General features: G+C 51.2%; 17 protein-coding genes. 13 read left to right on the forward strand and 4 right to left on the reverse strand.

What is annotated here, in order from left to right:
* Window positions 1-20: 20 nt before the first annotated feature.
* The 9 genes from nusA to E6C74_RS13890 all read left to right on the forward strand — a co-directional run bounded on the left by nusA (window position 21) and on the right by E6C74_RS13890 (window position 11409).
* Window positions 21-1508, forward strand: a complete 1488-nt coding sequence (gene nusA, locus E6C74_RS13850; protein ID WP_136486193.1) for a transcription termination factor NusA — start codon at window positions 21-23, stop codon at window positions 1506-1508.
* Window positions 1509-1532: 24 nt separating this feature from the next.
* Complete coding sequence (infB, locus tag E6C74_RS13855) at window positions 1533-4232, forward strand: translation initiation factor IF-2 (protein WP_136486195.1); 2700 nt, start codon at window positions 1533-1535, stop codon at window positions 4230-4232.
* A 97-nt stretch (window positions 4233-4329) separates the two neighbouring features.
* Window positions 4330-4725: a 30S ribosome-binding factor RbfA gene (gene rbfA, locus E6C74_RS13860; protein ID WP_136486198.1), complete on the forward strand. Its 396-nt coding sequence runs from the start codon at window positions 4330-4332 to the stop codon at window positions 4723-4725.
* The gene (truB, locus tag E6C74_RS13865) at window positions 4725-5675 is read left to right on the forward strand and encodes a tRNA pseudouridine(55) synthase TruB (protein WP_136486200.1); all 951 of its coding nucleotides are present in this window, start codon (window positions 4725-4727) and stop codon (window positions 5673-5675) included. The genes rbfA and truB overlap by 1 nt, the downstream gene beginning before the upstream one ends.
* Window positions 5676-5789: 114 nt before the next feature.
* The gene (rpsO, locus tag E6C74_RS13870) at window positions 5790-6059 is read left to right on the forward strand and encodes a 30S ribosomal protein S15 (RefSeq protein ID WP_068714911.1); all 270 of its coding nucleotides are present in this window, start codon (window positions 5790-5792) and stop codon (window positions 6057-6059) included.
* Between the two features lie 284 nt (window positions 6060-6343).
* Window positions 6344-8470 (forward strand): polyribonucleotide nucleotidyltransferase, encoded by a 2127-nt coding sequence (gene pnp / locus E6C74_RS13875; RefSeq protein WP_136486202.1) that lies wholly within the window; start codon window positions 6344-6346, stop codon window positions 8468-8470.
* Between the two features lie 137 nt (window positions 8471-8607).
* A complete protein-coding gene (nlpI, locus tag E6C74_RS13880; RefSeq protein ID WP_168797030.1) occupies window positions 8608-9513 on the forward strand; it encodes a lipoprotein NlpI in 906 nt (301 codons plus the stop codon).
* 116 nt (window positions 9514-9629) lie between these two features.
* Window positions 9630-10040, forward strand: a complete 411-nt coding sequence (locus tag E6C74_RS13885) for a MarR family transcriptional regulator (RefSeq protein ID WP_136486207.1) — start codon at window positions 9630-9632, stop codon at window positions 10038-10040.
* Window positions 10041-10092: 52 nt separating this feature from the next.
* On the forward strand, window positions 10093-11409 hold the full coding sequence (locus tag E6C74_RS13890; RefSeq protein WP_136486209.1) for an MATE family efflux transporter: 1317 nt from the start codon (window positions 10093-10095) through the stop codon (window positions 11407-11409).
* Between the two features lie 37 nt (window positions 11410-11446).
* On the opposite strand, the gene E6C74_RS13895 is transcribed toward E6C74_RS13890, so the two are convergent.
* The 3 genes from E6C74_RS13895 to E6C74_RS13905 all read right to left on the reverse strand — a co-directional run bounded on the left by E6C74_RS13895 (window position 11447) and on the right by E6C74_RS13905 (window position 15632).
* Complete coding sequence (locus E6C74_RS13895) at window positions 11447-12325, reverse strand: U32 family peptidase (RefSeq protein WP_136486212.1); 879 nt, start codon at window positions 12323-12325, stop codon at window positions 11447-11449.
* 15 nt (window positions 12326-12340) lie between these two features.
* Window positions 12341-13354 carry a peptidase U32 family protein gene (locus E6C74_RS13900; RefSeq protein WP_136486214.1) on the reverse strand — a complete coding sequence of 338 codons (1014 nt, stop codon included), beginning with the start codon at window positions 13352-13354 and terminating at the stop codon, window positions 12341-12343.
* Between the two features lie 229 nt (window positions 13355-13583).
* On the reverse strand, window positions 13584-15632 hold the full coding sequence (locus E6C74_RS13905; protein ID WP_136486216.1) for a bifunctional diguanylate cyclase/phosphodiesterase: 2049 nt from the start codon (window positions 15630-15632) through the stop codon (window positions 13584-13586).
* Window positions 15633-15841: 209 nt separating this feature from the next.
* Between E6C74_RS13905 and E6C74_RS13910 the strand changes: the two genes are divergently transcribed.
* The 4 genes from E6C74_RS13910 (at window position 15842) to rimI (ending at window position 17851) form a co-directional block, all read left to right on the forward strand.
* Complete coding sequence (locus E6C74_RS13910; protein ID WP_136486218.1) at window positions 15842-16369, forward strand: SCP2 domain-containing protein; 528 nt, start codon at window positions 15842-15844, stop codon at window positions 16367-16369.
* On the forward strand, window positions 16353-16859 hold the full coding sequence (locus E6C74_RS13915; RefSeq protein WP_136486220.1) for an N-acetyltransferase: 507 nt from the start codon (window positions 16353-16355) through the stop codon (window positions 16857-16859). The genes E6C74_RS13910 and E6C74_RS13915 overlap by 17 nt, the downstream gene beginning before the upstream one ends.
* Before the next feature lie 141 nt (window positions 16860-17000).
* Complete coding sequence (locus E6C74_RS13920) at window positions 17001-17408, forward strand: DNA polymerase III subunit psi (protein ID WP_136486222.1); 408 nt, start codon at window positions 17001-17003, stop codon at window positions 17406-17408.
* Window positions 17405-17851, forward strand: coding sequence for a ribosomal protein S18-alanine N-acetyltransferase (rimI, locus tag E6C74_RS13925; protein WP_136486224.1), 447 nt, complete (start codon window positions 17405-17407; stop codon window positions 17849-17851). Before E6C74_RS13920 ends, rimI begins: the two co-directional genes overlap by 4 nt.
* Here rimI and E6C74_RS13930 read toward each other — a convergent pair.
* Window positions 17829-19910: an EAL domain-containing protein gene (locus E6C74_RS13930; protein WP_136486226.1), complete on the reverse strand. Its 2082-nt coding sequence runs from the start codon at window positions 19908-19910 to the stop codon at window positions 17829-17831. The genes rimI and E6C74_RS13930 overlap by 23 nt on opposite strands.
* Window positions 19911-19927: the final 17 nt, after the last annotated feature.

The following is a 19927-nucleotide window of genomic DNA, read 5'->3' on the forward strand; positions in this document are numbered from 1 at the left end:
AGGCTTAAGAGGCTATAACAATGAGTAAAGAAATTTTAGCGGTTGTTGAAGCGGTTTCTAACGAGAAAGCGGTACCTCGTGAGCGTATTTTTGAAGCGCTTGAAATTGCTCTTGCGACGTCAACAAAGAAAAAATACGAAATCGAGATTGACGTGCGCGTTGCCATCGACCGTAAAACCGGTGAATTCGAAACTTTCCGTCGCTGGTTAGTGGTTGACGAAGTCGAAACTCCAACCAAAGAGATTTCTCTGGAAGCGGCGCAATACGACGACGAATCTGTCGAGCTGGGTGATTTCATTGAAGATCAGATTGAGTCTGTGACCTTTGACCGTATCACCACTCAAACTGCCAAACAGGTTATCGTACAGAAAGTACGTGAAGCTGAACGTGCACAAATTGTAGAACAGTTCATCGACAACGAAGGTGAGCTGATTACAGGCGTGGTTAAGAAAGTCAACCGCGACACTGTTATTATGGATCTGGGTAACAACGCGGAAGCGGTCATTCTACGTGAAGACCAACTGCCACGTGAAAACTTCCGCCCAGGCGACCGCGTGCGTGGTCTGCTTTACAAAGTGGCACCAGAAGCGCGTGGCTTCCAGCTGTTTATTACCCGTTCTAAGCCAGAAATGCTGGCTGAGCTGTTCCGTGTTGAAGTACCAGAAATCGGCGAAGAGCTGATTGAACTGAAAGGTGCAGCACGCGATCCGGGTTCACGTGCCAAGATTGCCGTGAAAACCAATGACAAGCGTATCGACCCTGTGGGTGCGTGTGTGGGTATGCGTGGTGCACGTGTTCAGGCTGTTTCTGGCGAATTGGGCGGCGAGCGTATCGATATCGTGCTTTGGGATGATAACCCGGCGCAATTCGTGATCAACGCTATGGCGCCTGCTGATGTGGCTTCTATCATCGTTGATGAAGATGCGCACTCAATGGATATCGCCGTTGAAGCAGACAACCTGGCACAGGCTATCGGCCGTAACGGTCAGAACGTACGTCTGGCTTCTCAGCTGACTGGCTGGGAACTGAACGTAATGACAGTGGCTGACCTGCAGAAGAAACACCAGGAAGAGTCCATGGCTTCTATCGAGAACTTTATGAAGTATCTGGATATTGAGCAGGACTTTGCCGAAATGCTGGTTGAAGAAGGTTTCTCTACACTAGAAGAAATCGCTTACGTACCGGTTAATGAGCTGCTGGAAATCGACGGCCTGGATGAAGATCTGGTTGAAGAGCTGCGCAGCCGTGCGAAAGAGTCACTGACGACTATCGCACTGACACAAGAAGAGTCGTACGACGGTCTTGAGCCGGCAGAAGATCTGCTGGCACTGGAAGGTCTGGAACGTGAATTAGCGTTCAAACTGGCAGCTAAAGGTGTGGTAACACTGGAAGATCTGGCCGATCAGGGTATTGATGACCTTGAAGGTATTGACGGCCTGACCGAAGAACGTGCGGGCGAATTAATTATGGCGGCTCGCAACATTTGTTGGTTTGGCGAAGACGCATAATTTTCAGCAAGGGGAGGTAGCGGCATGACACAAGTTACAGTTAAAGCACTGAGTGAAGAAATTGGTACTCCAGTTGACCGCTTATTAGAACAACTTGCTGACGCTGGCATGAAAAAATCAGGTTCAGACAGCGTAACTGAGGACGAGAAGCAGAAGCTTCTCTCCCATCTGCGCAAGGAGCATGGCGACAGTTCTGAATCAGAACCAACCCGTTTAACACTCCAGCGCAAGACCCGCAGCACACTAAGCGTAAATGCCGGTGGCGGTAAAAGTAAGAATGTTCAGGTTGAAGTGCGCAAAAAACGTACGTATGTTAAGCGCAGTACAATTGATGATGCGTCACGTGAAGCTGAAGAAGCAGCACAACGTGAAGCAGAAGAACAAGTGAAACGCGAAGCTGAAGAAGCGCTGAAACGTGAGGCGGAACAAAAAGCCAAACTGGAAGCGGAAGAAAAGGCTAAGCGCGAAGCGGAAGAAAAAGCGAAACGCGCCGCTGAGGAAAAAGCACAGCGTGAAGCACAAGCAGCAAAACGCGAACGTTCTGCAGAAGATAAATCCAAGCAAGAAGCAGCGCTAAAAGAGGCCGAAGCACTGAAACGTCGCCAGGAAGAAGAAGCGAAACGTAAGGCTGAAGAGGAAAGTAGCCGTCAGCTTGAAAAAGCACGCGAATTGGCCGAAATCAATAAAGAGCGTTGGTCTGCTGAAGAAGAGAAAAAGGGTGATATGCAAGAAGAAACAGATTACCACGTAACGACTTCAACCTACGCTCGTGAAGCCGAGGATGAAGCAGACCGTCGTGAAGAAGGGTCAACTCGTCGTTCGACTAAAGCGAACAAGCGTAAAATGTCGTCTCGTGATGACAAGCAAGAACGCAACTCGCGTCCACGTGGTGGAAAAGCAGGCCGTAAAGGTCGCATCAGCAAACCGTCATCAATGCAACACGGCTTCGACAAGAGCGCTGTGGTAGCTAAATCTGATGTGGTTATCGGTGAGACTATCGTCCTGTCTGAACTGGCTCAAAAGATGTCAGTGAAGTCGAGTGAAGTGATCAAAGCGATGATGAAGATGGGTGCGATGGCAACCATCAACCAGGTTATCGATCAGGAAACCGCACAGCTGGTTGCTGAAGAGATGGGTCACAAGGTTATCCTGCGTAAAGAGAATGAGCTTGAAGAAGCCATTATGTCTGATCGCGATGATGCGTTTGAAGCAGTGCCACGTGCACCGGTTGTGACCATCATGGGTCACGTTGACCACGGTAAAACGTCAACGCTGGACTACATTCGTCGTACCCACGTGGCATCAGGTGAAGCGGGTGGTATTACCCAGCACATCGGTGCTTACCACGTAGAAACTGAAAACGGTATGATTACCTTCCTGGATACTCCTGGACACGCAGCGTTTACCGCAATGCGTGCTCGTGGTGCTCAGGCAACGGATATCGTGGTACTGGTTGTGGCAGCGGACGATGGTGTAATGCCACAGACTGTAGAAGCGATTCAGCACGCGAAAGCCGCGGGTGTACCGCTGATTATCGCGGTCAACAAGATCGATAAAGAAGCGGCTAACCCGGACAACGTGAAAAACGAACTGGCTGCGTATGATGTTATTCCTGAGGAATGGGGCGGCGAGAATATCTTCGTTCACATTTCAGCAAAACAGGGCACTAACATTGATGCACTGCTGGAGTCTATCCTGCTGCAAGCGGAAGTTCTTGAACTGACTGCAGTCAAAGAAGGTATGGCGTCAGGCGTTGTGGTTGAATCCTTCCTGGATAAAGGCCGCGGTCCGGTCGCGACTGTTCTGGTTCAGTCTGGTACTCTGAACAAAGGCGACATCGTACTTTGTGGTCAGGAATACGGTCGTGTTCGTGCAATGCGCGACGAAGTCGGTAACGAAGTTGAGCATGCGGGTCCGTCTATTCCGGTAGAAATCCTGGGTCTGTCTGGCGTTCCGTCAGCGGGTGACGAAGCGACTGTCGTTCGTGACGAGCGTAAAGCACGTGAAGTAGCGAACTACCGTCAGGGTAAATTCCGTGAAGTGAAACTGGCTCGTCAGCAGAAATCTAAACTGGAAAACATGTTCTCGAACATGACTGCCGGTGATGTGGCTGAGCTGAACATCGTACTGAAAGCAGACGTACAAGGTTCTGTGGAAGCGATCGCTGACTCACTGGTGAAACTGTCAACTGACGAAGTGAAAGTCAACATCGTGGGTTCTGGTGTTGGTGGTATTACCGAAACTGACGCCGTACTGGCAGCGGCTTCTAATGCTATCGTCGTCGGCTTTAACGTACGTGCCGATGCATCAGCACGCCGTGCGATTGATGCTGAAAACATTGACCTGCGTTACTACTCAATCATCTACCAGTTGATTGACGAAGTGAAGCAAGCGATGAGCGGTATGCTGGCGCCGGAATTCAAGCAGGAAATCATTGGTCTTGCTGAAGTTCGTGACGTGTTCAAGTCTCCGAAACTGGGTGCAATCGCAGGTTGTATGGTGACGGAAGGTGTGATCAAACGTCACAACCCAATCCGCGTTCTGCGTGATAACGTGGTTATCTACGAAGGTGAACTGGAATCACTGCGTCGCTTTAAAGATGACGTGGCTGAAGTTAAGAACGGTTACGAGTGTGGTATCGGCGTTAAGAACTACAACGACGTTCGCGTAGGCGACCAGATCGAAGTATTCGAAATCGTTGAAATTCAGCGTACCATCGACTAATCAACTAAAATTGCATTATCGGCAAGTTTAGGTTGTTGAATACACCATGGGGGGCTGGGAAAACCATCCCCCCATTCTTTCATTAGTGAGAAACAATATGCCAAAAGAATTCAGCCGTACTCAACGTGTGGCACAGCAATTACAAAAAGAATTAGCGATGATTCTGCAACGCGAAGTGCGTGACTCCCGCCTGGGCATGGTCACCATTTCTGACGTTGAAGTTTCCCGTGATCTGGCGTATGCCAAAGTGTTTGTGACCTTCTTGTGTGTGGGTGAGCAAACGCCTGAGTCGTGCCTGAATGCTCTGCGTGAGCATGAAGTGCACATTCGCATGATGCTGGGTAAACGCATTCGTCTGCGTCTGACTCCGGAAATCCGCTTTCACTACGACAATACCTTAGTTGAAGGTATGCGCATGTCGAATCTGGTCACTGAAGTGGTCAATAACGACAAAAGCAAACAGAAAGATGCGGGTCGCGAGGACGAAGAGTAATGGCGCGTCGTCGTAAAGGCCGGGCGATAAACGGTGTCCTGTTACTGGATAAAGCAACGGGCATGTCATCGAACGACATTTTACAAAAAGTGAAGCGTTTGTTTTTCGCCGAGAAGGCCGGTCATACCGGAGCTCTGGACCCGTTAGCAACGGGTATGTTGCCGATTTGTCTTGGGGAAGCGACTAAGTTTTCCCAGTTCCTGCTCGACTCCGATAAGCGTTATCGCGTGATTGCCAAACTGGGCCAGCGTACTGATACGTCTGACTCGGATGGTGAAGTGGTGCAAACCCGCGCGGTGAATGTCGACCATGATACGCTGCTGGCTAAGATTGAATCTTTCCGTGGTGAAACCGATCAGGTACCGTCGATGTTTTCGGCGCTCAAATATCAGGGCCGCCCGTTGTACGAGTATGCCCGTAAAGGGATTGATGTACCGCGCGAAGCGCGCAAAATCACCGTTTACGATATCGTTCTGCACCGTTTTGAAGGCGATGAAGTGGAAATGGAAGTGCACTGTTCTAAAGGGACTTACATCCGCACCATCGTCGATGACCTGGGCGAGATGCTCGGCTGTGGCGCCCATGTGACCATGCTGCGTCGTACCGGTGTGGCTCACTATCCTTACCAGAATATGGTGACCCTGGAAGAGCTTAATGCGCTGGTTGAGCAGGCGCATCGCGAAGAGCGCTCTCCGTACGACGCTCTGGATGCGTTGTTGCTGCCGATGGATACCGCGGTGGAAGACCTGCCGGAAGTGAATCTGATCCCCGAACTGATGCACATGGTGCAGCATGGTCAGGCGGTGCAGATTTTCGGCGCGCCGGAACAGGGTTACGTGCGTTTGACCGGCGGGGACGAGAAGTTGTTTCTCGGCGTCGGTGAGATGAACGATGATGGGAAGATCGCACCAAAACGCTTAGTGGTATACCGCGAGGATTCCGCGCAGTAAGCGTGTTTTGATCTTGTGCAGGCGCGAATTATTCCCTATAATTCGCGCTCCTCGTGTCGGCTGAATCAGAGATTGGCGACACAACTATAAACCTTAACTCTTTAGGAGAGAATTATGTCTCTGAATGCAGAAACTAAAGCAGCAATCGTTGCTGACTACGCACGTGGCGAAGGCGACACTGGTTCACCAGAAGTACAAGTAGCTCTACTGACTGCTTCTATCAACCACCTGCAAGGTCACTTCAAAGCGCACAAAGGCGATCACCACAGCCGTCGTGGTCTGCTACGCATGGTTTCTCGTCGTCGTAAACTACTGGATTACCTGAAAGGTAAAGATCTGGGACGTTACCAAGACCTAATCAAACGTCTAGGCCTACGTCGTTAATCGACGGCTGCATAGTACAGTTTGTTCAAAAAAGGGGCGTTTCGCCCCTTTTTTGTTATCGAAATTTGGCATAACCCTCCGGATCTAGTTTATACTAGCCGCCGTCTGCTCCGTTTAGAGTGGATTGCTTAAAACTCATTGCATTACAGTCACCGTAAGTCGGCCAACAGGTCGCGGCTATTAAAAATGGATTGGCCTTGCGCAGTCTGTTTTCACTAGTCGCGATTGGTGATGCTTTGAGTCTTCATTTATTTATCCAGGCTTAACCTGGAAAAGGAAAACTCATGTTCGAAAAACCAGTAGTAAAAACGTTCCAGTACGGTAACCACACCGTGACGCTGGAAACCGGTGTAATGGCGCGTCAGGCGACTGCTGCAGTAATGGTTACTATGGATGACACAGCGGTATTCGTTAGTGTTGTTGGTAAAAAAGAAGCGGTAGAAGGTCAGGATTTCTTCCCTCTGACTGTGAACTACCAAGAGCGTACATACGCTGCGGGTAAAATCCCTGGCGGTTTCTTCAAGCGTGAAGGTCGTCCTTCTGAAGGCGAAACGCTGACTGCACGTCTGATTGACCGTCCTATCCGTCCGCTGTTCCCGGATTCATTCAAAAACGAAGTTCAGGTTATTGCCACTGTGGTTTCTGTAAACCCGGATGTGCAGCCAGACATCGTGACCATGATCGGTACTTCTGCGGCACTGGCTATCTCAGGTATTCCGTTTAACGGTCCTATCGGTGCAGCGCGTGTTGGTCACATTGATGGTCAACTGGTACTGAACCCAAGCCAGACTGAACTGCAGTCATCTCGCCTTGACCTGGTTGTTGCTGGTACGGAATCAGCAGTACTGATGGTTGAATCTGAAGCAGACAACCTGACTGAAGAAGAAATGCTGTCTGCTGTGGTTTACGGTCACGATCAACAGCAAGCTGTGATTAGCGCGATCAACGAATTCGCTGCTGAAGTAGCGACTCCGGCATGGGATTGGGTAGCACCAGCTGAAAATACTGAGCTGAAAGCGAAAATTGCCGAGCTGGCTGAAAGCCAACTGGTTGAAGCTTACCAAATCACTGAGAAAATGGCGCGTTATGACCGTATCCATGCCATCAGTGCTGACGTAAACGCGAAGCTTCTGGCTGAAGACGAAACTCTGAATCCAAAAGAAATTCACACTATTTTCCACGACCTGGAAAAAACCGTAGTACGTCGCAGCATCATCGCGGGCAACCCACGTATCGATGGCCGTGAAAAAGACATGGTTCGTGCTCTGGATGTACGTACCGGCGTTCTGCCACGTACTCACGGTAGCGCACTGTTCACCCGTGGTGAAACTCAGGCGCTGGTTACTGCGACTCTGGGTACTCAGCGTGATGCACAGATCATCGATGAGCTGACTGGTGAGCGTAAAGATCACTTCCTGCTGCACTACAACTTCCCTCCATACTGTGTGGGCGAAACTGGTTTTGTGGGTTCACCTAAGCGTCGTGAAATCGGCCACGGTAAACTGGCGAAACGTGGTATTGCTGCAGTGATGCCTTCCATCGATGAATTCCCGTACACTGTACGTGTGGTTTCTGAAATCACTGAATCAAACGGTTCATCTTCAATGGCATCGGTATGTGGTACTTCTCTGGCTCTGATGGATGCTGGTGTGCCAATTAAAGCGTCTGTTGCGGGTATCGCAATGGGTCTGGTGAAAGAAGGCGATGACTTCGTGGTTCTGTCTGACATTCTGGGTGATGAAGACCACCTGGGTGACATGGACTTTAAAGTAGCAGGGACTAACTCTGGTGTCACTGCACTGCAGATGGACATCAAGATCGAAGGTATCACGAAAGAAATCATGCAGATCGCTCTGAACCAGGCACAAGGTGCGCGTAAGCACATCCTGTCTGTGATGGATCAGGCTATCTCTGGTGCTCGCGATGATATCTCTGAGTTCGCTCCTCGTATTCACACCATGAAGATCAGCGCGGAGAAGATCAAAGACGTGATCGGTAAAGGTGGTGCGGTAATTCGTCAGCTGACCGAAGAAACCGGTACAACGATTGAAATCGAAGATGACGGTACTATCAAGATCGCAGCCACTGAAGGTGCAGCCGCGAAAGAAGCCATTCGTCGTATCGAAGAGATCACGGCTGAAGTTGAAGTGGGCCGTATCTACACCGGTAAAGTTGCGCGTCTGGCGGACTTCGGTGCATTCGTGACAGTTCTGCCTGGTAAAGATGGTCTGGTTCACATCTCTCAAATCGCTGACAAGCGTGTTGAGAAAGTATCTGACTACCTGTCGGAAGGTCAGGAAGTACAAGTTAAGGTACTGGAAATCGACCGTCAGGGCCGCGTACGTCTGAGCATGAAAGAAGCGGTAGAAGTATCAGCTGAACAAGCGCCAGCAGCACCTGAAGCTGAATAAGCTTCACAGTCTGCGGTAAAGGCGAGTCGTTTTCGCTTTTTAGCGTAAAAGCATGGTATAAAGGGAGCGTCATTCGCTCCCTTTTTTTATCTGTTTCTTTTTGAACCAGAATGCGGGATCAACAGGAGTATCGATTTGTGAAATGGTTTCGAACCGCAACGATCAGTGCCGCACTGCTGCTCTTGGCAGGCTGTGCTTCTCAGTCTTCGTCACAGACCACGCAATGGGTGTATCCGCCGATGGCGATTCCTTTGCAGCCGAGTGTCCAGCAGGAAGTGCAGATTGCCCGTTTAACTCAACTGCTGCAGCGACCGGATCTCAGTGATGAGGTGCGGGCTAAAATGTTGTTTGAGCGTGGTAATTATTATGACAGTGTTGGTCTGAGAGATTTAGCGCGTCTCGACTTTACTCAGTCTCTGTCACTCAACCCTGCTCAGCCGGATATCTTTAACCTGCTGGGCGTGTATTACACCGAAGCGGGCGAGTTTGATGCGGCGTACGAGTCGTTTGATTCTACTCTGGAGCTGGATCCCGGCAATTATTACGCCGAGCGTAATCGTGCGATTGCGCTCTACTACGGTGATCGTCCTGAGTTAGCACTGGAAGAAATTGCCAAGCACTATCAGCAGGATCCCAATGATCCGTTTCGTGCCTTATGGATGTACATCATCGAGAGTGATCTCGATCCTGAGCATGCTTATGATGAGCTGATGACCCGTTATCAGCAGCACGATGAACAGTGGGGTTGGGTACTGGCCGGTCTGATGCTGGGTGATGTGTCAGAAGAGCGGGCGTTTAAAGCTGTGCTGAGTGCTACTCGTGACAACACCTTGCTGGCACAGCATCTGACTGAAGCTTATTTTTACCTCGGCAAGCGTTACCAGATGCAAGGGGAATTGGCTCAGGCGATTTCACTGTATAAGCTGGCGATTTCATTCAATGTCTATGAGTACGTTGAACATCGCTATGCTTTCATCGAGCTGGGGCACATCTATCAGCAATTACGTGAAGCTCGTCAGGAGCAGGCACAGCCGCAATCCTAGTGCACAACGTTAGAGTGTCACCTTGTTAAAGCTGTTAGATAAGCAGCTTTTTTATTGCCACTTTACAGCAATATTGGCACAATAATAGTTAGTTAAGCTAACTAAATGGGCTATGTATGAGTTTAGATGTCAATCTGGAGAAGCTGGAACGTTTTTCCGCCAAGGTATGGCGGCAGTACAGCAAAGAAGATCCGATAGCTCAGCTGAGCTTTAATGAGTACGACTATTTAAAAGTATTGCAGGGCGGAAGCGAGCCGATGCGACTGACCGACCTGGCAACCCAGATGGAAGTGACTAAGCCTTCGGCTTCGGCCATGATAAAGCGCCTGGAGCGCAAAGGTCTGGTTTGTCGCCAGCGCTGCAGTGAAGATGCCCGCGCGCACCGTTTTAGCCTGACTGATGCTGCGTTGCTGTCCTTGCAATCGGAAGCCAAGGTGTATCAGCGTCTGGCAACTCAGATCTCCCGTCACCTCAGTGATGAAGAAGCGGTGTTTTTGGACGTTTTACTGAGCAAGGCGCTACGGTAAGCTTTATTTATTGGTTAGCTTGACTAACTAAAATGGCAGCAGGAGAGGTGCGATGTCTGTATTGCGTCAGTTTTTACGTTTTACCGTGCCGACAGTCGCGGCAATGCTGGTCAACGGCCTTTATCAGGTGGTGGATGGGATTTTTATCGGTCACTACATCGGTGCTGCTGGCCTGGCAGCAATTAATGTCGCCTGGCCGGTGATTGGTACCACACTCGGCATTGGTATGATGGTGGGCGTCGGATGCGGCGCTCTGGCTTCGATCCGGCAGGGGGAAGGGGATATCGAGCAGGCCAGGCGCATTCTGGCCACCGGCCTGATGAGCTTGATTGTTCTGGCACCTTGTGTCGCGGCGGTTTTGTGGTGGCTGGCTGAAGACTTCTTGCGCTGGCAGGGTGTCGAGGGGCAGGTACTGCAGCTTGGCTTACAGTACTTGCAGGTGCTGATGTTAAGTTGCGTGTTCAGCCTGGGCTCAATTGCGATGCCGTTTTTACTGCGCAATGACGACAGCCCGAATCTGGCCACCTTACTGATGATGCTAGGGGCGCTGATCAATATCGTACTCGATTATGTGCTGATTGCCGTGGCTGGCTGGGAGCTGACCGGCGCGGCGATAGCCACAGCTGTCGCTCAGATGGTGGTCAGTGTACTCGGCATGAGCTACTTTTTCAGCCGCAGAGCCAATATGCGTCTGACCCGTGCCTGCCTGCGATTTGACTGGCAATATGTACCCAAGATGCTGCACATTGGCGCGTCGAGCCTGTTTATGTATGCTTATGGCGCTATCATGGTGGCGATTCATAACAGTGTGATTATGCACTACGGAGATGCGGTACTGGTCGGGGCTTATGCCATGCTCGGCTATATCATAGTGGTGTATTACTTCACGGCCGAAGGCATTGCCAGCGGCATGCAGCCTCTGGCCAGTTTTTATTATGGGGCCGGACAAAATGACAACCTGCGCCGGCTGTTAAAACTGGCGATGAGTGTCGCGGTGCTAGGTGGCATGGTGTTTGTTTTACTGCTCAATCTGTTTAGCGAACAGGTCATCAGTATCTTTAACTCTAATGACGCCCGCTTGCTGCAGGGGGCCTCTTTCGCGCTGACGCTGCATCTGTCCGCTCTGTACCTGGATGGCTTTCTGGTGGTGTGCGCGGCGTTTTACCAGGCCACGAATCAGGGTAACCGAGCCATGTTTGTCACCATAGGCAATATCGTGCTGCAACTGCCGTTTCTGTTTGTGTTGCCTAAATTATGGGGCATGACCGGTGTCTGGCTGGCCTTTCCGCTCTCCAATCTGGCGCTTAGCCTGGTGGTTGCCGTGATGCTGTGGCGTAGCCTGCGGCGCATGAATCTGCTGTCGGTGTAAGAGAGTCAGGCTGAACCAATGTCAGATGGAATAAGTATTACGCTATTTCGACCGCCAATCCGGGCAGTTGGTGCCAGTAGCCGTTACACTGATAATGCTCGAGTGGTTGCGGATTCTGGCCCTGCTCATTGGCACAAAAGCGGCTTAAGTGACGAAAGGTTTCCTCCCCGAGCGGACTGAGGCGGACGACATCGACCAGGCCCTGCATGTGTGGCAGATCATTAATCAGGTTGTAACAGTAGCCGGACTGGGTCTGAATGCCATTAAGGTTGAACACGGCCTGGCCTTCTTGACTGGCGACCTGAATGCCGGTCGGATAGCGGATGCAACAGGTCTGGCACTCATCTTTGGCGCGGTTTTCGGCCCGGGCGGTAAAGCAGCGCGCAGAATAAGCCAGCGGCAGGTAACCATGGCTGAACACTTCCACTTCAAACTGACCGCGGATACCCAGCGTTTCACACTGCTGCAAAGTATTGCTCAGCCATTGGCGCGATAACTCAACCGGCATGCACCAGCGCATCATGCCTTGTTTGAGAAACAGTTTGAGCGCGTGGGCGTTATAGGTATTGATCGCCGGTCCGACCACAAAAGGCATTCTTTTCTCACTGGCGAGCGAAATACCCGCCATGTCATTGGCTTCAATAATAAAGTCACCATTATCGACATAGCTTTGCATGACTTTAATTTCACTCGGTGCTTCCAGAAGTGCCATGGTCGACAGTACGACTTGCTTGCCGGCCCGATTCAGTTGGGTGGCTATCTCCAACCAGTGCTGCGGCTTGAGTTCACGCCGTTTGGAACAGACGGTTTCCCCCAGGTAGATAATATCCGCTTCACTGCTACTGGCCTGCAGGTAAAACTGCTCGACGTCTTGTTTGGGCCAGAAGTAAAGCAGCGGGCCTAATGCGTATTTCATGCTTTCTCCTTGTAATTACTGCCATTGACGGTGGTAAGCACCGAGTGTGGTTTGAGAGCCTTCCGAGACATTGGCTAATGTTTTCTCCCACTGGCTGTCGACCTGATAGCGCTCAGGGGCAGCCAGATAGCGATCAATGGCGGCGCGCCAGGTGCGGGTGACCTGCTCGACATAAGCCGGGCTGCGCTGACGACCTTCAATTTTGACCGAAGCGACATTAGCGGCAAACAGCTGGGGCAGCATGGATAGGGTATTGAGGCTGGTGGGCTCTTCCAGCGCGTGATAGCGTTTGGTCTGGCCGTCAATGTCGGCATGAAAACGGCCTTTGCACAAGGTCGGATATCCTGCATTTTCCCCATCGGCATAACGGTCAATCAGGATCTCGTTGAGGCGCGATTCAAGACCGCTATCGGTCTGTTGCCAGCGCACATATTTGGCCGGCGAGCAGGCCCCGACCGTATTGGGTGACTCACCGGTCAGGTAAGATGAAAGATAACAACGCCCTTCTGACATGATGCACAGACTGCCAAAGGCGAATACTTCCAGTTCGACCCCTTGAGGTACGGTGCGCGACAGTTGCTTCACCTGATGAATCGACAAGACCCGTGGCAGCACCACGCGTTTGACGTTGAAATGATGATGGTAATATTCAATCGCTTTGACGTTAGTGGCTGAAGCCTGTACTGACAGGTGCAGTTCAATCCCCGGATAGTGCTCTGCGGCGTAATCGAGCAGCGCAATATCGGCGATAATCAGCGCATCGACGCCGAGAGAGGCCGCCTGAGCCACCGCCCGGGTCCAGCGTTCGAACCCTTGCGGATGGGCAAATGTGTTCAGAGCGATGTGCATTTTTTTACCGTGGTCATGCACATACTGGCTGGCTTTTTCCAGTTTTTTACCACTGAAGTTGAGGCCGGCAAAATGGCGGGCATTGGTATCGTCTTTGAAGCCGAGATATACCGCGTCGGCACCGCAGTCAATGGCCGTTTTTAAGGCTGGCAGGTTGCCTGCCGGACAGAGAAGTTCCATTGCTCAGGTCTGTTTGCTAAGGAAAAGAACCGGCATTTTAGGCACAAACAGCGCCGACGGATTTGATGTAGGGCAGGTTTGCGGCGATTCGGGGTAAATATCTGTACCGCTATCAGTCACTTGTCCGCTGAGGTATGCTTCTGCTGCGGTACGGTCGCTGCGGTGTAGCGTGCGCAGGTATAGAGTGCAGCCTGCTGCAGACCTCAACCGCCGGCCTGGGCGCGAGGGCTTATTTGGTCAGCGGCCGGTGGCGACGATTTTGCGAGAACAGTTCTTCCACTTCATGGCGAGGCTGCGGGCGGTAGAAATGAAAGCCCTGAATTGAATGGCAATTGAGATTCGACAGCAGGGTGGCCTGTGGTTGGGTTTCCACCCCCTCCGCCACTACGGTCAGATTCAGTGATTTACCCAGATTGATGATGTTTTCAATCACTGTGACCTGCTTTGGCAGAGTGTCAATATCGGCGATGAAGGCACGGTCAATTTTGAGCTCATCGATTGGAAAACGAGCCAGGTAGGCTAAAGAAGAATAGCCGGTACCAAAGTCATCAATCGACAGGGCAAAGCCGAGTTTTTTTATCGCATTGAGCATTTGCAGGGTATGTTCGCTGTCACTCATTACCGCACTTTCTGTCAGCTCGAACGTGATACAGTTTGGGTCTAGTTGGGTAGTGCGCAGTAATTTTTCCAGGTAATCAATCAGCTGCGGGTTACCAAACTGCTCAGGGGAGATATTAATTGCCACCCGGCCAGGGAGGATGCCCTGTTGTTTCCAGCGTTTCACTGTGGCGAATACCTCACGCATCACCACCCGGCCTAAATGCTCAATCAGGCCGGCTTTTTCAGCCACGGGAATAAAGGCGCCCGGGCTGATGTAGCCTTCAACCGGGTGTTTCCAGCGTACCAGTGCTTCTGCGCCATTAATGCTGAAATCACGCGCGTTAACCTTAGGTTGATACCACACTTCCAGACCATTTTGCTGCAACGCTTTTTGCAGTTCGATTTCCAGCCATAAACGCATCCGCGCTTCTTTGTTCATCTGATCGTTAAACTTGATCAAACGGTTACGGCCGCGGTCTTTGGCTTCATACATCGCCGTATCGGCGTTTTGCAGCAGGACACGCGCATCGTTGCCATCGCCGGGATAGTGCACGCTGCCGATAGAGCAGGCCAGGCGCTTACTGAAATGGTGCAGGTCAAACGGTTGGTTGATAAGCGCAATGATACGTTCTGCCAGCAGGTCGGCGGAGCGATTATTCTCTGGCTGCGGCAGGATCAGACCGAATTCGTCTCCGCCCAGATGGCCGAGGACCGCATGGGGCGGAACCAGACGTTTCAGGCGGGAGGAGACTTCTTTGATCACCTTGTCACCAATGTGGTGGCCGAGCGAATCATTGATGTTTTTAAAGTTATCAATGTCGAGATAGAGCATCACCAGCGGGGTATCATTGTGAATAAGCTGCTCAAGGCGCTTGGTGAAGCCGAGACGGTTAGACAGCCCGGTCAGAGTGTCGATATGCAGGTCTGTCTGCGTGGTAGCAGACAACTGTTTACTGACCTGATCGCCATCCTGAATCAGGATCAGCTGCGAATGGCTGTCCAGTAATCGGGTCGGACTGGCATTGAGCTGCACCTTACGTTCAAAGCCGCAGCGCGGCCCGGTCAGACAACTGAGCGGCGCTTCTGACAGCAACAGTCCGAGTGGTGTATTAAAGACGGCTTTGGTTTTCTCATCGACAAACAGGCGCGACAGTTCTTCGCCGAGTAATTCGGTGGCGGTGTCAAAACCGAGTAAACGAGCTGAAGCCGGATTGGCGGAAATGATGCAATCCTCTTCCACCAACAGTAAGCCATCCGGCAGCAGGGCGGTGAGGGTAGAGAATTTATTTTCCGACTCTTCCAGAGAGCGGATCAGGATCTGCTTTTCTGAGGTATCGATGGCGTGGAAAACAATGTATTCAATCTGATTGTCATTGCTGATCGGCGACAGGGAAAAGTGCAGACTGGTTTCCAGATCCAGCTCATGCAGCGTCACTTCCGCTTCGAGGTTTTCGCCATTAAACGCACGTTGATAGTAGGGTTTGAGATGTTGATAGAACTGCTCGCCTAATACTTGAACGTCATCCATCCCTACCAGTTCTGCAGACGGTAGTCCGGCGATGTCACAATAGCGCTCGTTGACCAGCACATACTTATGTTGATGGTCGAGCAAAGCAAAAAAGAACGGACTATTCGACGTCATTTTTGCAAACCAGTGCTGTATATTTTGCGAAGGCATGTGCGAAAGCATCAAGATACTACCAACTGTCCATAGCGCGTACTATTCATTGAATGTGTTACTTTGACAAGAAACCTTAACTATAACTTTGATTCCTGTTACTGGAAAGCTCCCCGAGCGGTGGGTTTTTTTGATGTATAACAGGAATTGCTGCAATTATATCCATTATGATTGCGCCATTCTTGCATAAAAAGTAACGGATATTTCGCGTGATTAACAAGATTCGCACCCAACTGGTTCAAAATGCTGCTTCAATTTTGCGATCTCCGATCGATTTATTACCTCACTCAGTACAAAAAAACGCCTTATTACAGGTGTTGCAACGGGTTTTCCATGAAGCTCTGCAGGACGGCGAGTTTGAGTTTCTGCAAGGAAAGTGGCTCAAAATTGAGATTTGTGACCTGGGTCTACGTTGGTTTATCAGTTTTGAGAATGAACGTCTGATTGTTGCAGATAACGTCAAACATGAAGATGTCAGCTTCAGTGGCGACCTGAATGAGTTGATTTTAATCGCGGGACGCAAAGAAGATCCGGACACTTTATTCTTTCAGCGCCGTCTGCTGATTGAAGGCGATACTGAACTCGGACTGGAAGTCAAAAATTTGATGGATAGTGTGGATTTGCAACAATTACCTAAAGCGGGACAAATTTTACTTCAACATTTGGCCGATTTTGTGCATAAAGGCATGCAAACGCCCAATACACAAAATGAGGTAGTGAATGCTTATTCGAACTGAGGCTCCAGCAGATATTCTGGCGGTCGACCGCCTGTTAAAGTCTGTGTTTGACACAGAAGCTGAAGCCAATTTGGTGATGGCGTTACGGGAAAATGGTCATCGCACTCTGTCACTGGTCGCGTGTGATGATGACGGTGAAGTGATAGGCCATGCGATGTTCAGCCCGGTCACGCTCAACGGAGAAGATCTCAATTGGCAGGGGCTGGCGCCTCTTGCCGTCAAAGCGTCCTGTCGCCGTCAGGGAATTGGTGCCGAGATGGTGCGTGAAGGCCTGGCATCGTTGGGCGAACTGGGCTATCCGGCTTGTGTGGTGCTGGGGGATCCGGCCTACTACGGGCGATTGGGCTTTGATTCTGCGGCCCCATTGGGTTTTCACTGTCAATGGCCGGCGCATGAGCAATATTTCCAGATAGTCTCTCTGTGGGAAAACGAACTCCAGGGCCGCGAAGGACTGATTGAATACTGTGCAGAGTTCGCGGAATTGGATTAAAGCGAAAGTCCGCACTTGCACGACAACAGATAACGGGAGCCGCTGGCTCCCGTTTTTTAACTTCATTTCATGCATTCCTGCTTGAGCGGCCTGAGCCAAGTTTGTTAGCATGGCGAGCATTCATTTGACGGGCACACATTCATGTTTGAGCAACAGCATTATCTTCAGGCGATGGGCATTCAGACCTGGGAACTGGTTCATCCCGAGCGACTGGCCGGCTTTCAGCCATCGCTACAGCCGCTGGACGCCGGTTGCCGTTTATTGCTGGTGTGTGAAACCTTTCCGGATGCGCAAGACTGCGCGCTGTTTGCGCGGGTACTGAAAAGCTTTCATGTCAGTCTGGAGCAGGCCAGACATGTTTATCCCCATCAGCTGGCCCAGTTGGATTTATCCGCATTGGAATGGATCTGGTTTGCCGGTTGTGATGCCACACCTGAGATTGCCGCCAAACGTCTGGTCTCGCCGTTACTGCGTGCTATCGCCGGTAACAACCAGCATCGCCGCGATCTGTGGCAGCAGATTTGTGCTTACGGAGCACCGACATCGTGACTATTGAGTTTGTCCCTTTAACTGCCGAACATGTGCAGTATGTGTATCGTATTGAACAGGCCGCGCATAGCCATCCATGGTCGCAAACCATGATCGGTGATGTGGCAAGCCGCGGTGCTTGTCATCAGGTGATGCTGGTTGAGCAACAAGTGGTGGGTTATTTTTATGCCCAGAATATTGTCGGAGAAGTGACGTTGCTTAATGTTGCGGTTGCGCCTGAGCAGCAAGGCAAAGGTTATGGTCGTCAGCTGATGGAGCATTTTCTCGAGATGTGCGAGCAAGCGGGAGCGGAAAGTGCCTGGCTGGAGGTTCGCGACAGCAACCAGCGCGCCTATCAGCTTTATTGTCAGCTCGGCTTTAATGATATCGATCGGCGGGTAAACTACTATCCGACCGCGAAAGGGCGTGAAGACGCGATCATCATGAGTTACCCGTTTGTTTGAACACGTCGCTCTGAGCGGATTCCAGAGCATGCTCTAACAATGACTGATAATGGTTGTCGGCAAAACGCTGGGTGATCACACTGGCCGGTAACGGCTGATCGAACAGAAACCCCTGGAACTGCTGGCAACCAAGCTGCTTAAGAGCATTGAGCTCAAACACATCCTCCACCCCTTCCGCGATCACCTCCAGACCGAGACGATGAGCGATCATGATGATGGTATCCACGATCGCCTGATCGTTATCATCCAGGTGAAGCTGGGTCACAAATGAGCGGTCAATTTTCAGCACATCGACCGCCAGATGTTTCAGATAACGCAGTGACGAATACCCGGTGCCAAAGTCATCAATCGAGATCTTGATTTGGCTCTCTTTGAGGCGGTGCATTTTTTCCACCGCACCAGCAACATTTTCCAGCAGCAGGTTTTCGGTGATTTCCAGCTCAATATGCTCTCCGCTGATCCCGGCTTGCTGCAGTGCCTCACTAATGTGCTCGACAAAAGATTCCTGAGCAAACTGCAGTGGGCTGATATTGATCGCCAGACGACGAAATTCGGCGGGCAGAACGCCGGCTTTTTTCCACTGTGCATACTGATAAAAGGCCTGCTCGATGATCCAGTTCCCTATCGGCAGGATTTGCCCTGTCTCTTCGGCGACCGGCATAAACAGGCCTGGCGCCTGGAGGCCTTTTTGCGGATGATGCCAGCGTATCAGCGCTTCGACCCCGATGATCTGATGCTGCGTATTGAGCTGGGGCTGATAGTAGAGCTCGAACTGATGGTGATTCAGTGCCTCGTGCAGCCCTTTTTCGGTTTGCAGGAAGGATTCGACCTGGGCCCGCATTTCTGGTTCATAGAATACGTACTTGCCGCGACCACTGACTTTAGCCCGATACAGAGCTGTATCGGCCTGGCGCAGTACATCGATATTGTTATGGCCGGAAGAGGCAAAGGTTGCAATCCCGATACTTACCGAGCAATACAGCTGATGATTATCGACATTATAGGGATTAGAAATCAACGCCAGCAACTGGCGCGCAACCGCTTCAACCTGCTGTGATTCCAGCGCTGGTATCAGTACGACGAATTCATCTCCGCCGACGCGGGCACAGATGTAATCCTGTTTGGCCCAGGCGCGCAGCCGGGTGGCAATGGCTGTGATCATACGATCGCCTATGGTATGGCCGAGCGAGTCATTGATGGTTTTGAAGCGATCCAGATCGAGGTAAAACAGCACACCATTGTGTTGGTGCTGTTCAGCCTGTTCGATCGCTTTAGTCAGCATCTGCAGCAGCAGACTGCGGTTGGCAAGACCAGTCAGATTGTCATAGTAGGCCAACTGATTCAGTTTCGTTTCAGCCTGCTCGCGTTCACGCCATAACGAATGAAACGAAGAGGCCAGTTCGCTGATCTCGTTTTCCTGCTCGAAGGCGGGCAGCGACAGGTTGGTATGAGAACGGTTGGGCAGGTTACGAACCCACTCGATCAACTGGGTCAGCGGCCGGGAGAGCTTGCGGTAGAAAAACACCAGTAGAATGGATGTCAGCAGTATATTGCGCAGCAGATCAAACAGCAGTACACGGCGGATTTTGGCAATAAAGTCCCGAGCGATGGAGGTGCCGTCGACCTCAAAGGTCAGTGTGCCGACCAGAACCTCGGTACCCGGCTGGTATAACTGGCGGCTGAACAGAGGCGGATCCGGGGTGAAGTAGGGGGCCAGCCATCTCACCAGGGGCTCAGCCACGGCGCTGCGTTGTTCCATGCGGGTCAGGTCGTCACCAAAGTCATCCACCAGTTGCACCCGGACGACAGCATTATCAGCCATCAGGCTGGTGGCGACCTGTTCTGCCAACAGATGATTAAGATGATAGGCGGCCTGACTGGCATTATCATAGTGTTGTTGCAGCTTAACCTGGTAGTGTTGCTTAATGCGCTGCTGCTCCTGATGAAACTCGATCCCCGCTTGGTAAAGACTGAAACACAAGCCAAGCAAAACCGAAACCATAAATACGGTCTTGGCCTGACGGAAGGCAAGCGAGTGAATTTGTCTGAATCGGGTCATAGAGTTTGGGTTTTCCT

The organism is Vibrio sp. H11 (genome assembly GCF_004804295.1).
Taxonomy (GTDB): Bacteria; Pseudomonadota; Gammaproteobacteria; order Enterobacterales; family Vibrionaceae; genus Vibrio; species Vibrio ostreae.

Excerpts from the sequence above, each read along its gene's own strand:
- E6C74_RS13915 (WP_136486220.1), top strand. The coding sequence starts at position 16,353 with ATGCTTATTCGAACTGAGGCTCCAGCAGATATTCTGGCGGTCGACCGC.
- truB (WP_136486200.1), top strand. The coding sequence starts at position 4,725 with ATGGCGCGTCGTCGTAAAGGCCGGGCGATAAACGGTGTCCTGTTACTG.
- nusA (WP_136486193.1), top strand. The coding sequence starts at position 21 with ATGAGTAAAGAAATTTTAGCGGTTGTTGAAGCGGTTTCTAACGAGAAA.
- E6C74_RS13895 (WP_136486212.1), bottom strand. The coding sequence starts at position 12,325 with ATGAAATACGCATTAGGCCCGCTGCTTTACTTCTGGCCCAAACAAGAC.
- E6C74_RS13900 (WP_136486214.1), bottom strand. The coding sequence starts at position 13,354 with ATGGAACTTCTCTGTCCGGCAGGCAACCTGCCAGCCTTAAAAACGGCC.
- rpsO (WP_068714911.1), top strand. The coding sequence starts at position 5,790 with ATGTCTCTGAATGCAGAAACTAAAGCAGCAATCGTTGCTGACTACGCA.
- infB (WP_136486195.1), top strand. The coding sequence starts at position 1,533 with ATGACACAAGTTACAGTTAAAGCACTGAGTGAAGAAATTGGTACTCCA.
- E6C74_RS13930 (WP_136486226.1), bottom strand. The coding sequence starts at position 19,910 with ATGACCCGATTCAGACAAATTCACTCGCTTGCCTTCCGTCAGGCCAAG.
- rbfA (WP_136486198.1), top strand. The coding sequence starts at position 4,330 with ATGCCAAAAGAATTCAGCCGTACTCAACGTGTGGCACAGCAATTACAA.
- E6C74_RS13920 (WP_136486222.1), top strand. The coding sequence starts at position 17,001 with ATGTTTGAGCAACAGCATTATCTTCAGGCGATGGGCATTCAGACCTGG.
- E6C74_RS13885 (WP_136486207.1), top strand. The coding sequence starts at position 9,630 with ATGAGTTTAGATGTCAATCTGGAGAAGCTGGAACGTTTTTCCGCCAAG.
- E6C74_RS13890 (WP_136486209.1), top strand. The coding sequence starts at position 10,093 with ATGTCTGTATTGCGTCAGTTTTTACGTTTTACCGTGCCGACAGTCGCG.
- pnp (WP_136486202.1), top strand. The coding sequence starts at position 6,344 with ATGTTCGAAAAACCAGTAGTAAAAACGTTCCAGTACGGTAACCACACC.
- E6C74_RS13905 (WP_136486216.1), bottom strand. The coding sequence starts at position 15,632 with ATGCCTTCGCAAAATATACAGCACTGGTTTGCAAAAATGACGTCGAAT.